The sequence below is a fragment of the Neorhizobium sp. CSC1952 genome, assembly GCF_030378245.1.
Classification (GTDB): domain Bacteria; phylum Pseudomonadota; class Alphaproteobacteria; order Rhizobiales; family Rhizobiaceae; genus Neorhizobium; species Neorhizobium oryzae_A.
This window is the reverse complement of sequence record NZ_CP128416.1, coordinates 2,539,078-2,553,593: the sequence shown is the minus strand read 5'-3', so window position 1 is coordinate 2,553,593 and position 14,516 is coordinate 2,539,078. Positions and strand designations below refer to the sequence as shown.

9 protein-coding genes are annotated in these 14,516 nt (G+C 61.1%); 3 read left to right on the top strand and 6 right to left on the bottom strand.

The features are described from left to right. Position 1 precedes the first annotated feature (1 nt). The 4 genes from QTA58_RS12480 to QTA58_RS12465 all read right to left on the bottom strand — a co-directional run bounded on the left by QTA58_RS12480 (position 2) and on the right by QTA58_RS12465 (position 6,374). Positions 2-1,189 carry an ABC transporter permease gene (locus QTA58_RS12480; protein WP_289669065.1) on the bottom strand — a complete coding sequence of 396 codons (1,188 nt, stop codon included), beginning with the start codon at positions 1,187-1,189 and terminating at the stop codon, positions 2-4. Between the two features lie 18 nt (positions 1,190-1,207). Then, the gene (locus QTA58_RS12475; protein WP_289669064.1) at positions 1,208-2,194 is read right to left on the bottom strand and encodes an ABC transporter permease; all 987 of its coding nucleotides are present in this window, start codon (positions 2,192-2,194) and stop codon (positions 1,208-1,210) included. A 31-nt stretch (positions 2,195-2,225) separates the two neighbouring features. Continuing rightward, positions 2,226-4,334 (bottom strand): alpha-amylase family protein, encoded by a 2,109-nt coding sequence (locus tag QTA58_RS12470; protein WP_289669063.1) that lies wholly within the window; start codon positions 4,332-4,334, stop codon positions 2,226-2,228. A 111-nt stretch (positions 4,335-4,445) separates the two neighbouring features. Further along, a complete protein-coding gene (locus QTA58_RS12465; protein WP_289669062.1) occupies positions 4,446-6,374 on the bottom strand; it encodes an ABC transporter substrate-binding protein in 1,929 nt (642 codons plus the stop codon). Positions 6,375-6,616: 242 nt separating this feature from the next. Here QTA58_RS12465 and QTA58_RS12460 point away from each other — a divergent pair, with 242 nt between their 5' ends. Beyond that, on the top strand, positions 6,617-7,615 hold the full coding sequence (locus QTA58_RS12460; protein ID WP_289669061.1) for a LacI family DNA-binding transcriptional regulator: 999 nt from the start codon (positions 6,617-6,619) through the stop codon (positions 7,613-7,615). 216 nt (positions 7,616-7,831) lie between these two features. On the opposite strand, the gene QTA58_RS12455 is transcribed toward QTA58_RS12460, so the two are convergent. Together QTA58_RS12455 and QTA58_RS12450 are read right to left on the bottom strand one after the other, a co-directional pair. Then, positions 7,832-10,966: an autotransporter outer membrane beta-barrel domain-containing protein gene (locus QTA58_RS12455; RefSeq protein WP_289669060.1), complete on the bottom strand. Its 3,135-nt coding sequence runs from the start codon at positions 10,964-10,966 to the stop codon at positions 7,832-7,834. 289 nt (positions 10,967-11,255) lie between these two features. Then, the gene (locus QTA58_RS12450) at positions 11,256-12,149 is read right to left on the bottom strand and encodes a DMT family transporter (protein ID WP_289669059.1); all 894 of its coding nucleotides are present in this window, start codon (positions 12,147-12,149) and stop codon (positions 11,256-11,258) included. A 105-nt stretch (positions 12,150-12,254) separates the two neighbouring features. Between QTA58_RS12450 and QTA58_RS12445 the strand changes: the two genes are divergently transcribed. Both QTA58_RS12445 and QTA58_RS12440 read left to right on the top strand, forming a co-directional pair. Next, complete coding sequence (locus QTA58_RS12445; protein ID WP_085420676.1) at positions 12,255-13,022, top strand: helix-turn-helix transcriptional regulator; 768 nt, start codon at positions 12,255-12,257, stop codon at positions 13,020-13,022. 435 nt (positions 13,023-13,457) lie between these two features. Further along, on the top strand, positions 13,458-14,495 hold the full coding sequence (locus tag QTA58_RS12440) for an ABC transporter substrate-binding protein (RefSeq protein WP_289669058.1): 1,038 nt from the start codon (positions 13,458-13,460) through the stop codon (positions 14,493-14,495). The last annotated feature ends 21 nt before the right edge of the window (positions 14,496-14,516 follow it).

Here is a 14,516-nt window from a genome sequence, read left to right as displayed (position 1 = left end):
CTCAGCTATCGTAGGGATCGGCCGCGTCGCGCAGCCCGTCGCCGAAGAAGTTGAAGGAAAGAACGGCCGTCACGACCGCGAGGCTCGGCCAGATGAGAAGCCAGGGCGCGGTGGCGACGGAGCGGACGTTCTGCGCGTCCTGTAGGAGAACGCCCCAGCTCACCACGGGCGGTTTCAGGCCGACGCCCAGGAAGGAAAGCGAGGTTTCCGCGACGATCATCGTCGGCACGGCCAGGGTCACCACCGCCAGGATGTGGCTGGTCAGCGAGGGCAGGATATGGCGGAAGATGATCCGGCGTTCGCGAGAGCCGTCGAGGCGTGCGGCGGTGACGAAATCCTCGCCACGAAGGGCGAAGAACCGCCCTCGCACCTCTCTGGCAAGGCCCGTCCAGCCGAGCAGCGAGACGATCAGCGTCACCACGAAATAGACCGACAATGGCGACCATGTTAACGGGATGGCCGCCGCCAGACCGAGCCAGAGCGGGATGGTCGGCATGGCGCTGACGATCTCGATCACGCGCTGGATGACGGTATCGACCCATCCGCCGTAAAATCCCGAGATCGCGCCGAAGACGATGCCGAGCGTGAGCGAGATCGCAACGCCCGCAAGACCGATCGACATGGATATCCGCGTCCCGTAGATCAGACGGCTGAGCAGGTCGCGGCCGAGCCGGTCCGAGCCGAGCAGATACATGGGTTCCCGGCTGCCGAGCGGACCCATAAGATGCGTCGTCATCGGGATCAGGCCCCACAGCCGATAGGCCGGGCCGTCGACGAAGAAGCCGATCGGTATCACCTTGTTCTCATCAATGACGAAAGTCCGGCGCAAGGCCTGGGGCTCGATCTCGATACGGTAGCCCTTCACATGCGGAAGGAATTCGCGCCCGCCGTCTGCGCCGGGTGCGAAGAACGAGATGCGCTGCGGCGGCGCGAACGTGTATTGCGGCCGGGAGGCGTTCGGCAATCCCGGCGCCAGGAATTCCGCGAAGGCGCCGATCAGATAAAGCAGGAGGATGGTGCATCCCGCGAAGGCCGCGACCTTGTTGCGGAAGAAGCGATGCCGGATAAGGGTCCATTGGCCGGCCGCCGCATCGGACGCGATCGATGCACCCGGTTTCAGGGGGCTTACCGCCGGGCCGGTCTCGGCGGATGCGAGGGAGGATACGAGGGGTCTGTTGTCTGCCAACATGATCTGATCCTCTCGATATCAGTTGAACCGGATGCGGGGATCGAGCGCCGCAAGGAGGATATCCGAGATGAGCATTCCAACGAGGGTCAGGACGCCCATCAGCAGGATGAAGCTTCCGGCAAGATACATATCCTGCCCGACCAGTGCCCGAAGCAGCAGCGGGCCGGCGGTCGGCAGATTAAGGACGATCGCCGTGATGGTGACGCCGGAGACGAGATCCGGCAGGACCCAGCCGATCGAGCTGACGAACGGATTGAGCGCGATGCGCACCGGATATTTCAGGATCACCTTGTGCTCGGGAAGCCCCTTGGCCCGCGCCGTCACCACATAGGGCCTGCTCAGCTCGTCGGAAAGGTTGGCGCGGAGCACGCGGATCATGGCCGCCGTGCCCGACATGGCGATGACGATCAGCGGGATCCACATATGCGACAGCATGTCGAGGAACTTGGCCATGCTCCAGGGAGCGTCGACATACTGGGGCGAGAAGATGCCGCCGACGCTCTGGCCGAAATAGCGGTAGCCCACATACATCAGCGTCAGCGCGAGGATGAAATTCGGGATCGCAAGGCCGATGAAGCCGAGGAAGGTAAAGGCGTGGTCGCCGAAAGAATGGCGGCGCACCGCCGAATAGATGCCGATCGGCAGGGATATCGCCCAGACGAGAAGGAGACTCGCCAGCGAAATCATGAGCGTGGAGCCCATGCGGTCCCAGATGAGGGTCGAGACCGGCTGGTTCCATTCGAACGAATAGCCGAAATCGCCGCGCGTCAGGATGCCCGTGATCCACACGAGATATTGGACATAAACCGGTTGGTCGAGGCCGTACTGGCTGCGCAGGCGCGCGATCGTCGCCTCGTCGAGATTCTGCCCGCCATCCGCCATCGTCGACAGGAGCGACGTCAGGTAGTCGCCGGGCGGGAGCTGGATGATCATGAAGGCGATCAACGACATGCCGAACAGCGTCGGGATCATGTAGAGCACGCGCCGGATGATATAGGCGAGCATGATTTCTCCTCCCTCCTTCCTTTAATGCATCTCAATTCCAGGTGAGATGCACCACCTCCATGGCCTCGATCGAGGGCACTTCGATTTCGACCCGGCCGCCAGCGACGCTGCAGGCGCATTCCTGATCCCCGACGAGCAGTCGCGCGGAGGCGCCGTTGCGGCCTTCCGGCAGCGCCACCGACACGCGCTGCGGGCCGACCGGGAATATTTCCCGCAGCGGCCCTTTCATCATCATCGGGTTCGTCAGGTTGACAAGGCAGACCGCGAGCGCCTCTCCGTTCTCGTGAACCGCGATGTCGAGGACGCCCTTTCCTTCGACCGTGACGCGATGATCCTTCCCGAGCGCCCAGTTCACGGCATTGGCGATCAGCCTGCCGTGGTCGGGAGCCAGAACCTCCCAGAATATCTCGCCGATATTCCACGGGATGTAGACGGTCCTGCCCCCAAGGCCGGTATCGCGGGCGACCACCGCCGCGCCTTTCGGCTCCTCGCGGGGATAGACCTCCTCCATCGGCAGATCCGGAAAATCCGGCACATAGAGGAAAGGCGTGCTCGCATCCTTCTTCGGCTCCACCGCGATCAGCCGCGTGCCGCCGATGATGCGCGATGCGCCTTCATAGCCACCGTTCAGCGGATGATCGCCAGAAAGTGCGACATAGGTGTTCTTCACCGGGCCGCGCGCCGGCGCCGTCATCGACGCACCAAAGGTTTTCGCCAGACCGAAATCGGCACGCCGCGCTCCGGTGGCATCGTAGAGCGAGGTTTCGTAGGCTGCGACGACCGAACCGCCGCGCCTGACATAGGCATCGATCGCGGCGCACTGCGCATCGGACAGGCAGGAGGCGTTGGCGAGGATGATCAGCTTGAAGCGATCCAGCCCTTCCGGGGTCATCACCTGATCGGAAAGGAACTCGAACGGGACGCGTGCCTCCACCAGGGCATGGTAGAAACCGAGATCGTTCTTTTCCGCGCGATGCCGCTCCTCGGGAGCCCAGTGGCGCAATGTGGTCGAGGGATCGATGACGGCGATCTCGGCGGTCGGCTGCATCCCCTCCAGCCATGGCTCTATGTCCGCATGCAGATTGAACGCCTCCACGACCGGCTGTACCCATCGCCGGTCGGGAACGCAGGCGTTGAACTTCGTGAACCACGGGAAAAGCCCTTGCGCAATTCCGTCATGGATCCAGAGCTTGATCTCCTCGCCGCTCTGCACGGAATCCTTCCAGCGGTACTCCTCCTCCGGGCCGATGGACGTGATCAGCCCGACGGGGCGATCGCGGAACGTGCCGCGAATTCTCTTGCCGTTCCGGCCTGCCGACCAGCCCACTTCCACACCGCGGCGGGCCTGATGATCGACGAACAGGATCGGGCAGTGCTTCTGGATCAGCGAGAGATCGAATTCCATCAGCGATGACCCGCTCATGTTCGGAATGAAGCAGGCATGGGGCCGGATCGACTTGACCGTTTCGTCCCAGTGGATGACGAGATCGGTGAGAATGCGCCTGCGCCATGCGGCCCATGCCTGCCATGCCGGGTCCGCCGCATCGGCCGCGAGCGGCAGTTCGAAGCCGGTTTCGTCGCGGAAGCGCTTCCGGTTTTCCTCGCTGTAGGAAATGCCGTGTCCTTGCCAGCGATTGGCAAAAACCGCATCGATATCGTAGCGCTCGACGATCTCGCGAATGACGTCCGTGGTGAAATCGCGGTTATAGCTTCCGAGCGCATCCGTCACGTAGATGCCGGGAAATGCCCAGTGCTCGCGCGGATTTCCGTCCTTGTCGATAGCAACCCATTCCGGATGCGCGCGGGCGGCCTCCTCGTGTATGGCATGCGGGTCGACCCGCGCCATCACATGCATCCCGAGCCGGCGCGCGCCTTCGACGATCTCGCCGAACGGATCGCTGTCTCCGATGAATTTCGAAACATAGTGCAGCGGGATGTCGCTCGGGTAATAGGCGATGTAACCGCCGGCCGAGAGGCACACCGCGTTGGACTTCGTCCGGCGGAAGAGGTCGATCCAGAATTCGGGATCGTAGCGCGCCGGATCATCCTCCGCGAACGTAAGCTGCGTCCAGCGGGTGGCGGCCTTGTACCATTCCTTGGAACGGCTTTCGGTCGGGGAGGAGTTCGTCCGGTTCAGCATGATGCACTTTCCATGGCAAAGGAGTGCCGTTGCCGCCGTCCCGTGACGGCCGCCGCGGATTTTTGAAGTTTCCGCCGCCCGCCTGCCGAAGCAACCGGGCGGCGGGGGAGGTCAGGCCTTGAAGAAGGTCTCGGGATTGGCCGGCGCGGGCGTCGGATAACCCCAGGAATTCGGCATGGTCTTCGCGACATTCACCATGTCGTTCTTGACGACTCCGTAGCTGTCGCTCGGAAGGCAGATGCCGAACACGTAGAACTGGTCCGCCGCGCTCTCGAGGATCTGCGCCATCAGACGCTTCTGCTCTTCCGGATCGGGAGAGCCGAGAACCTGGTCGTAGAGCGCCAGCGCCTCGCGAACCGGCTGCGGCGGCTCGATCGCACCTTTGGAGGCCGGGTCCCGGTACCAGAGCTGCCAGCCCTTGGCATAGAGCGCCTCGGTCGTGTTCGGCAGGAAGTAGCGCGGGTCGAGTATGGCCGCGATCCCGCCATTCCCGCCGAAACGATGGGCGGTCGCATCGTATTCGAGGCCTTGACGTACCCGCACCTCCCAAAGCGAGCGGTCCATCGTCCGCATCTGCACATCCACCCCGACCGCCTGGAACATCGGCAGGGCAAGCTGGAAAATGTCGAGGAAGGTCGCGCGTGCCTGGTCGATCTCGAAGATCACGGTCACCCTTCGGCCGTTCTCGTCGAGCCTGAAGCCCTCACCGTCCTTGTTCGGCAGTATCGTATCCAGAAGCGCGTTGGCGGCATCCGGATTGTATTGGGTAAACTGCGTCGCGAGCCGCTCGTTGTAGAGCGGGTCTTCCGGCCGGATCGCCGGCTGCGATATGGTTCCCTGCCCGATGAACACCGTGTCGATGATTGCCTGCCTGTCGAGCGACATGGAAAGCGCCGCACGGAAATCCCTGTTGTTGAACAGCTTGCGCTTCGCCTCGTCCGGGTGGTTGAGGTTGAGCTGGAACACCATCTCGTTGGTTTCCGTCGAGTTCAGCGTGTAGAATCCGAAATCGCCCTGCTGCTGCGCGTCATAGAGAACCGCCCGGTTGGCCGGCGTCGCGATATATTGATCCATCAGGTCGATTTCGCCCTGCATGGCTTTCAGCAGAAGCACCTGCGGATCGGAAACCATCTGATAGACGATCCGGTCGAGATAGGGCAGCTGGTTGCCCTCCGGATCGACCTTCCAATAGTAGGGATTGCGCTCGGCAATGGCGCGGTCCGTGGTTTCGCCGGGGGCCACCGTCATCTTCCAGGCATGGATCACCGGCCGCCTCGAATTTTGGAAGAATTCGTTGTCGACGACGAGACCCGCCTCGCGCTGGAAAAGCTGTATCCATCCGGAAGCGCCCTTGGCCTTGGCCTCTTCCTCGGCCTTGGGATTATATTTCGGGTGGAACTGCTTCAGATAGTGTTTGGGAGCGCGGGTGGTCTGGTCGTCGTTTGCCCAGGCGAGGCGCAACGGGAACAAACCGTTAGGCTTTTCGAACAAAACCTTGAAGGTCACATCGTCGACCGCTTCGAAACGGGCACGCTTGCCGCCGGCCATCAGATGGTTCTGGCCGACGTCGTTCAATCCTTCGTAGGAGAATATGTCCTCGTACCAGAACATGATGTCCTCGGTCGTGAAGGGAGCGCCATCCGACCATTTCATGCCCTTGCGCAGGCGAAAGGTGAACTCCGTCGCCTCGGCATTGCCTTCATAATGCTCGGCGACATTGGGCACGACGCCGGACCAGTCAGGCGCGTACCTGAGAAGGGGCTCATAGGCCTGGTAACGGAACAGCATCGAAAGCGAGCCGCCGCCGACGATGGCGCTGTTCCAGTCGCCGCCGTGCTTCCCGATCCTTTCCAGAGGCTTCACCACCATCGGATTGACCGGAAGACGTTCGGCGATCGGCGGAAGCTTACCCGCTTCCACAAGCGATTTCAGCACATCCGGCTCCACCGGTTCGGCGGCGAAGCCGTGGAAGGGGAAGCAGGGCAAGAGAGCGGCCGCAGTGCCTGCAGCCAGAAAATTACGGCGAGTGAATTCGGGCATGGGTTCCTCCTCGACGAGAGTACGCGGCCATCCTCCTCAAGACGCTTGCGTACCGGATTTCGAAAACATGGCTTTTGTTAGCCTTCTATTTTCGATATGGTCAGCTTGCAGTTATATTTTTGTTAGGTAAAGCGTTATGTTCAGAGAACCGGATATTCTGCGGAATGAGAGATAAGCTGCGGTCTTCCAGGGCCTTGGAGCCGAATGAAGCGCCTGCAGAAACCGTCACCGAGAAAACGCCCATGACAAAAGTCACCCTGCAAACCATCGCCCGCCATACCGGCCTTTCGAAATTCGCCGTATCCCGGTCGCTTTCGGGAAAGGACGGCGTGAGCGCCGAAACGAGGCAGAGGGTTGAAGCTGCCGCGTTGGAGCTGGGATACAGGCGCACTCGCCCCGCCGATCCGGAAAGCGAGATCGGCTTGATCTTTTACGATATCGACATCGTCAACAGCGAACTGCGGCACATGATCCAGGACGGTGTCCAGCGCGAAGCGCACCGCACCGGAAGACAGATTCGGCTGCAATGGACCCATGACGTGCAGCGCGTCGCCGAGATGACTGAAACGAGCGCCGGCCTCATCCTCGTCGGGCCGCATGAGAAAGCCACCCTGGAGATCGTGAGGGCTTCCGGCGTACCGGCGGTGCGCATGGGCTGGGTCGATCCTCTGGAAGCTGCCGATCATGTCGGGGGCACCGATCACGAGGCCGGCGCGGCGGTCGGAGACTATCTCATTCGGCTGGGCCACCGAAGCATCGCCTTCATTCACGGGATGCCGGGTTACCGCGGCCGGCTGGAGCGCTATTACGGGCTTCGGGAACGGGTCGAAGCGCATGGCGGCATAGAACTCAACCAGCTGTGGTTCGACGAAAACGACGGCTTCGTCCCGGCGCTGCGCCAACTTCAGGCCAGGGGCGCCGCGCCGACGGCGCTTTTCTGCGCCCATGACGGCCTGGCGCTGACCGCCGTTTCGGCGTTGCTCGCCCTCGGATACAGGATCCCTGAAGACATGTCGGTGGTCGGCTTCGGCGATTTCTCGGCGGCAACCCAGATTTCGCCCAATCTGACGACGGTGAAAGTGCACGGCGCGGAGATGGGAGAAGTCGCTCTGCGGCTGCTCATCGAACGGATAGACGCCAAGGGTGAATCGCTGCTGCCGACACGCCGGATCCTGCTCGCCTCGACCTTCGTCGAACGCCGTTCGTCCGGCCCGGCCCCCTCCAGGCCGAAACTGCTTTGACAAGCGCGTTCGATCTCTGGAGCACCATCGCGTGTCTCAATCGCCTGACGAGCTGCAAAACACCTCCCGTCGGGCGGGTGCGTCGAGACCAAGGAATGGGTCGAGAACGGTCGATAGCGCCGAAGCCTGCCTGCATGTCTGGCGGGCATCGGCCTGATCCGGATTCCGGCCTATGACGTCAGCCTGCTTGCGACTGAGCACCCTTCCCGGTTTAGATCACCATTTCACGCGCAGGCCCACTCTGCCTTGTAGTGAATAACTGCCGCCGATCTGGGCGAGGCTCGTGTGGATAAGTCCCTCTCCGTAAAGAGAATACCTGTCCTCGTTCCAGCTATAGGATCCACCCACGCCGAGACCGCCCCACAGGCGATCCTTTTTCAGGTCGAAGTTCTCGCCCGCAACATCGACACGCGTGCCGTCAAGGAACTCGTATTGAAGGTTGGCGATGCCATAGGTGTGAGCCCGGCTGGTCAGGCCATCGTCACCTTTCCAGGTGGTTTCACGGTCAAGCGTAATTGCCAGGCGGCCTTGCAGACTTGTTCCCCTGCCGAGCTTGACCGAAGAACCGAACACATCCACGAACCTTTCGAAATCGACGTGCGAATAGACCATCTGGGCTTGCGGCGTCATCGACCAGCCATCGCCGAACGCGATCCGCTTTCCGCCTTCCAGCGAGAGAGCATAGCCAAATGCATCATTACCGCGGACCAGATTGCGGCTGGCGGTGAAGGAGTGCAAATCCGAGTCGTACCACGCCACCTGCCCCTGGCCGTCGACATATAGTCCATCGTCGCCATACCAGGTCAGCGTGCTGCCGAGGCCATAGCCGTCCGTTGAGATCTTCCCGTCGCCGTGAACGGAGTAAGTGTCGGTCTCGCCATGCGTGTAATGTGCCGCCAAGCCTCCGATCAGCGTCCCGCTCGCGCTTTCGTAAAGAACCCCGTCCACCCCCGTCTGCATCCGGAAGACGTTCTGGTCGAAGGCCGTACCAGCGGTCGAGACATACGGATCAATGGTGGTGTGTGCGCCTTCGATACGCGCCCAGATGCCTGAAGCCGCGACGGCTCCAGGTGGACCGCCGGCAGCGCCATCCACGGGATCGCCGTCGATCAACCAGAACCGGTTGCCGACGCGCTGTTGCAGCGTCGGCATCTGGTTGAGGCCAAGCAACGCCTGCGGGTAGGCTTCATAAGCCGAGGCACCCGGATGGAAGAGAGGATCGGGATCGGGCGGCTCCGGATCAGGCGGATTGATGAGCGCGGAGCGGAGATACCAGCTGTCGGTCTCGGTGCCGCTGTTGTTGCCCTTGAGCAATTGATAGGAATACGCGCCTGCGACGACGACCGGCACACCACCGATCTCATAATCCCCGAGGAGGGTGAACACCCCGTCCGACACGCCAGCCACCGTGACGACCTCTATACCCTCGTTGGTCAACGCACCGAGTCCATTGGTATTGATAACTCTGACCATCGACGTCCCGGATGTATTGCCTGCGATGTCGAGCCTGTCCGTAATGGATGCGTCGCCGCCCAGTTCGGTTTCGAGAAGGATGATGCCGTTGTTGCCGACATAGTTCCCCCCGATGACGATGCGATCGCCGGCACCGCCGCCGGCCGCCGAAATCGTACCGGCGTTGATCACGTTGCCGCTGATACTGGTCGTGCCGCTGCCGTCGTCCGACGCGAGGAACCGCGTGCCGACCGCAAGCGAAAGGTTGCCGAAAAGCGAGAAATTGTCCCGACTGCCATCGAGTATCGAGCCGTTGCGCAGAAATACACCGGTGGTCATGTCCCCCGCTGTTCCGACGGTCATGCTGCCGCCGGTCAGCGTCAGATGGCTGTTGTCGAGGTTGATTGCAGTCCAGTTTTGGATATCGCTGCCGACACGGGTCGCGTTTGCGACATCCGAGATGTTGAGGACATCGGTGCCTCCGCCGCCGCCATCAAGCACCGTAATCCCGGAAAAGCCGCCCCTCAGCGTCAGCGTATCGCTGCCGAGCCCCAGATCGATACGCCCATTGACTGCTGCGCCGTCGGCGATGGCGATATTGCTGTCGCCGTCGTTGCTGAAAATGGCCTTGCCGGAAGCCGATTCCACCACGGAACCGGCCTCGACGTTGATGTTCGTCAAAATGCCCGCAAGCGATTCCGCCGAAATGCCGTAGCCTGTCCCGCTCTGGATATGGCCGGTAACGGTGATCGTTGCCTCGTTGCCGGGCGTTCCGGCAGCGCTTTCATGTCTGGTTCTGATGCCATGGGTACCGCCCTGGGCATTGTGGACTGTGACGTTGAGGGCCGAGCTTCCGCTCGACGTCCTCGCATCGACACCGTTGCCTGTGTCGCCGATCGCCGTGCCAGTCGAGGTAATCGTAACCGGTCCGGTGCCAAAGTGTTGAAGATTGATGCCCGAACTGCCGCCCTTCGTATCAACGGCGTTGATCGTCGCGCTTGTGCTGGAAGTGTCCGCGTAGGCATAAATCCCCGCGCTTCTGTCGCCAATAGCCGTTCCGGTCGAATCGACCTGGAGGGCACCCGTCCCGTAGTGTTGTGCGATAATTCCGTTATATCCACCATGCGTGTCCGCGGCGGTCACGGTGACGTCGGTGCCGTAATTGTCCGCACGGATGCCATCCCCGTCGCTGCCCGCTGCGAGCCCGGTCGACGTGATGGTCAACGCCCCCGTGGTCCGATTGGAGCCCCAGATGCCCTGGTAGACACCGTACGTATCGACCGCTTCGATTGTCAGGCTGGTGCCGGAATTGCCGTAAACGGAGATGCCGGTAAAGCTGGAGCCCGTGACCATGCCGGTCGTGCCGACGTAAATCGAGCCGGTGCCGTCGTGATTGACATTGATCCCGTTGAACTGGCCCGTCACGTCATGCACGCGAACCGTCGTATCTTCCCCGTAGTTGTAGATGCGAATGCCATCGCCGTTGACCTCCGTCGAGGCAATCGATCCGGTCGATACGAAGTTGATATCGCCACCGACATTATTCTCTACATAGACGCCGAAAAAGCCGTTCGTTGTAATCGTGGACGCATGATTGTCGATGAAGGTGACGCCGCCCTGTCCTGAAATGGACATGCCATAGTCGCCACTGGTAACGTCGAGCCCGAACCCTGGCATTGTCGTGATATGGATCGGGCTGTTGTAATAAAAGTCCGCCATGACATCAGCGCCGGAGGACGGGCCAGAGCACACGGATATTGCACCGACGGTGCAACTTCCGGCCAGGGCTGCGCGCTCCATCGGCAAGATTGCCGTCAGCGCAGGGGGAACAAGAGCCGCACTGGAAAGCAGCCTCAGCAAAGCTTTGCGGCGAATATTCTGTCGCCTCGTCTTCTTCACCGCGTGCCCCTTCAGCCTGTCGCGTGCAGCCTTTTGATTTTCGGCACTACGCGCTCATTCCTGAAAATCGTTGATCAAATCGCCTATCGCCGGACCGGTAGCCCGGAGTCGTTATGTGAATATTTTCCAGTTATGGTTAATAGTGATTGAAAATGACGTGCGCGCCCGAAATGCAACCCTCATGGGAGGCCTTAGCGTAGAGATGGTTCTCACCATCGCTCGGGGGCGGGGCGCGACCGACGGACCCCGCCAATGGGGCCTGATCAAGGAAGCCCGAAATTGGGCCGGCTCAACTAATAACTGCCTGTCTCTTTACGCTTGGCTTTCTCTGGACGAGAACGATCCCCGCAATCGTCATGCCGCCGCCGACGAGGTGATAGACATGCAGCGCCTCATCCAGAAACAGTGCGGCGGCCACCGCCGTGATGACAGGGATGAGGTTCATGAAGATCGCCGTGCGCCCGGCACCCAGATGCTTCACCGCCGACATCCAGACGAAGGGCGCGATGATTGAGCCGGGAATGGCGGTGTAGAGGATCATGGCCGCATTGGCCGGCGTGAAGCTCGCCGCGCCTTCCATGAGATAGCCGGGCAGCAGCAGCACGACGGCGGCGCCCATCTGCACATAGAGCGAGGTCCAGACGGCAAGCGGGATGGACCATTTCTTCAAGAGAACGCCATAACCGGCATAGGCAAGAACCGCGATCAGCATGATGGCGTCGCCGCGGCCGACCCCTTGCGAGAGAAGCAGCGACGGGTCGCCTTTGCCCAGCACGACGAAAATGCCGCAAAGCGAGAGAACGCCGCCCAGCATGGCAAGCGATGATGGCTTCTCGCTGAGGAAAAGCGCGCTCAGGATGAGAGTCAGGAGCGGCACCAGCGAGAGCAGGATCGCCATGTTGGTGGCGGAGGTGAAGCTCGCCGCATAATAGCCGAGGCCTTGGCACACGGCCATGCCGAGCAGCCCGAGAATGGCGAGCTTCGGCAGATATTTGCCGATGGTCTTCCTGTGCCGCCAGGCGTCCTTGGCGACGAAGGGCGTCACGAGGACGAAGGCGAGGAACCAGCGCTCGAAGGCGATCACGCCGGGCGGAATGGCTCCCGCTGCGAGCTTGCTGACGATGGTGTTCCCCGCCCAGATGGAGACGGCCAGAAGGGAGAAGAGGAAATATTTGAGAGGCATATGGAACGCTCCGGTTTGTCCAGATTTGCTCTTGGCCTACCAAATGGCGGATTATCGTTATATAGCGTTTTCCAGACAAACCCTTGCGATGATCGGACATGAAGGATGAAGCATCATATCCACGAAGGCGAACGCCCCGCCCCCGTGTCGTTCCGAACCGAGAACTATGACGCGGGCGGCGTGTTCGAGATGCGCCGCCAGCCCTGGGGCAAGGTGGGCTATGCGGTGAGAGGCGTGATGGAGGCCACGGTCGAGGGGCGGCGGTTTCTCTGTCCGCCGCATTACGCCACCTGGATACCCGCCGATGCGCTGCATTGCTGCCATAACCGGCAGAACGTGCAATTCGTCTCGGTCTATATCGAGCGCGAGATTTGCGCCGACATGCCGGAGAGGCCCTGCACGCTTGCCGTGAGCCCGCTCGTCAAGGCCATCCTTGCCGATTTCGCCGCACGCAATATCAAGGTGCCGAAAACCGAGGCGGATATCCGCCTCGCGCTGGTGCTCGTCGATCAACTGCGGCAGGCGCCGCGCCGGGACACCTACCTGCCCGTATCGGACGACGAACTGCTGCGGCCCATCATCGAAGCGCTTCAGGGAACCCCGGGCGACAGACGGTCCCTGGCCGAGTGGGCGCGGTGTCTCGGCACCACCGAAAGGACCCTCTCCCGGCGTTTTCACAGCTCTCTTGGAATATCGTTCAACGAATGGCGCCAGCGGCTGAAGCTGGTCGCTTCCCTCTCCATGCTTGAGAATGACAAGCCGGTGCAGGAAATCGCGGATGATCTCGGCTACGGCAGTCCCTCCGCATTCATCGCAATGTTCAAAAGGCAGACGGGCGTCAGCCCTACGCATCTATCCCGCGACAACGCATAGACGGGCGACGTCGCCCTCCGTGAAGGCCGGATTCCGCGAACGCTCGCCCCGCACGACGATGCCGCCTTCCATGACCGCCTCGAGATCGGTGTCGATTTTCCTCTGCACCCGGCTCGAGGCTCCGAGTCGGACCCATGACAATGAGATTGCGCCCTCGCCCAGTCCATTTCATGGGCAAAATATTCTACTTATTTTATAGAAAAAGAACGACCTGTCTTTCTCAAGGGCCGTCTCACACTTAATCTCTTCTCCAATATCTCGCCCCCACCGGCGGGGAAATATATCGGTCGGATAAACATTACGGGCTTCCCCACTCCCAAGGACAGAAGAAAGAAAAGTATGCCTGAGAAAAAATCCTCCAGAAACGGATATTATCGAGTTGGTGCAACAGCACTGATCTCAGCGACATTGTCTATCGGCCTTCCCTTGCCTTACATGACTGCCGTACACGGCAGCTATGCTCAAGATGCTCAGCAAAAGACGATCACCATCACCGACGAGCTCGGCCGTGAGGTGACGCTGCCTGTTCCGGTCAAGGCCGTCTATCCCGATCTCTGGTACCAGACCGAAATCGTCCGGGCGATCGGTGCCGGCAAGACCATCGTCGCGGTCGATCAGACGGCGGACCCCAACAAGAACCCAACCAATAGCGAGTATTTTGCCGAATTCGCCAACGTGCCCGATGCCGGCAATTTCAACGGGCCGAATTGGGAAACCATCGCCAGCTCCGGTGCGGAAGTCTTCTTCGCGCGCCGTAACTCGCCCTGGCAGGACGCGGTCGAAAAGCTCACCCCCTTCGGGATCAAGGTCGTCGTCGTGAGCACCTGGGATCCGAAGGTTCTGCGCGCGCAACTGCCGAATGTCGGCAAGATCTTTGGTGCCGAGAAAGGCGCAGCCGCGCTGGCGCAGCTCTATGACGATATCGACGACGTCCTGACGCAGCGTCTGAAGGACGCTCCCAGGAAAACCGTCTATTTCGAAAACAACGCCGATTTCGTCACGTCGGTACCCGGCTCCGGCTGGCACGACACAATCGTCCTAGGCGGCGGCAAGAATATCTTCGCGGACGTCAATATCGGCAATACCAGCAGCGCTTCGGTTCACACCTATACGGTCGATCCGGTCGCGATCATCGACCGCAACCCCGACGTGATCATCCATAACGGCGCGGATGGCCTGACGTCCGGCTACCGGCCTTGGGATAAGCAGAAACTGGCGGACCAGGCACAGCGCATCGTCGATCGCCCCGGCTGGAGCACAATCAAAGCCGTCCAGGACAAGAACGTCTTCGTTTTCAATAACTTTCTCTATTCGGCGCTGGGTAAGCAGCTTGGAGCGCTCGTGGTGGCCAAATGGCTTTATCCCGATCGCCTGGCTGATGTCGACCTCGATGCGTACTTCGCCAGATGGCTGGAGCCGCAGGGTGTGAAGGCCAGGTCCGCTTCCGACTACCTCTACAAGCTCGGCGGATAGTCTCACAGCCTCCAGGCACGA

Coding starts and splice junctions, on each gene's coding strand:
- QTA58_RS12480 (WP_289669065.1), bottom strand. CDS start 1,189: ATGTTGGCAGACAACAGACCCCTCGTATCCTCCCTCGCATCCGCCGAG.
- QTA58_RS12475 (WP_289669064.1), bottom strand. CDS start 2,194: ATGCTCGCCTATATCATCCGGCGCGTGCTCTACATGATCCCGACGCTG.
- QTA58_RS12470 (WP_289669063.1), bottom strand. CDS start 4,334: ATGCTGAACCGGACGAACTCCTCCCCGACCGAAAGCCGTTCCAAGGAA.
- QTA58_RS12465 (WP_289669062.1), bottom strand. CDS start 6,374: ATGCCCGAATTCACTCGCCGTAATTTTCTGGCTGCAGGCACTGCGGCC.
- QTA58_RS12460 (WP_289669061.1), top strand. CDS start 6,617: ATGACAAAAGTCACCCTGCAAACCATCGCCCGCCATACCGGCCTTTCG.
- QTA58_RS12450 (WP_289669059.1), bottom strand. CDS start 12,149: ATGCCTCTCAAATATTTCCTCTTCTCCCTTCTGGCCGTCTCCATCTGG.
- QTA58_RS12445 (WP_085420676.1), top strand. CDS start 12,255: ATGAAGCATCATATCCACGAAGGCGAACGCCCCGCCCCCGTGTCGTTC.
- QTA58_RS12440 (WP_289669058.1), top strand. CDS start 13,458: ATGACTGCCGTACACGGCAGCTATGCTCAAGATGCTCAGCAAAAGACG.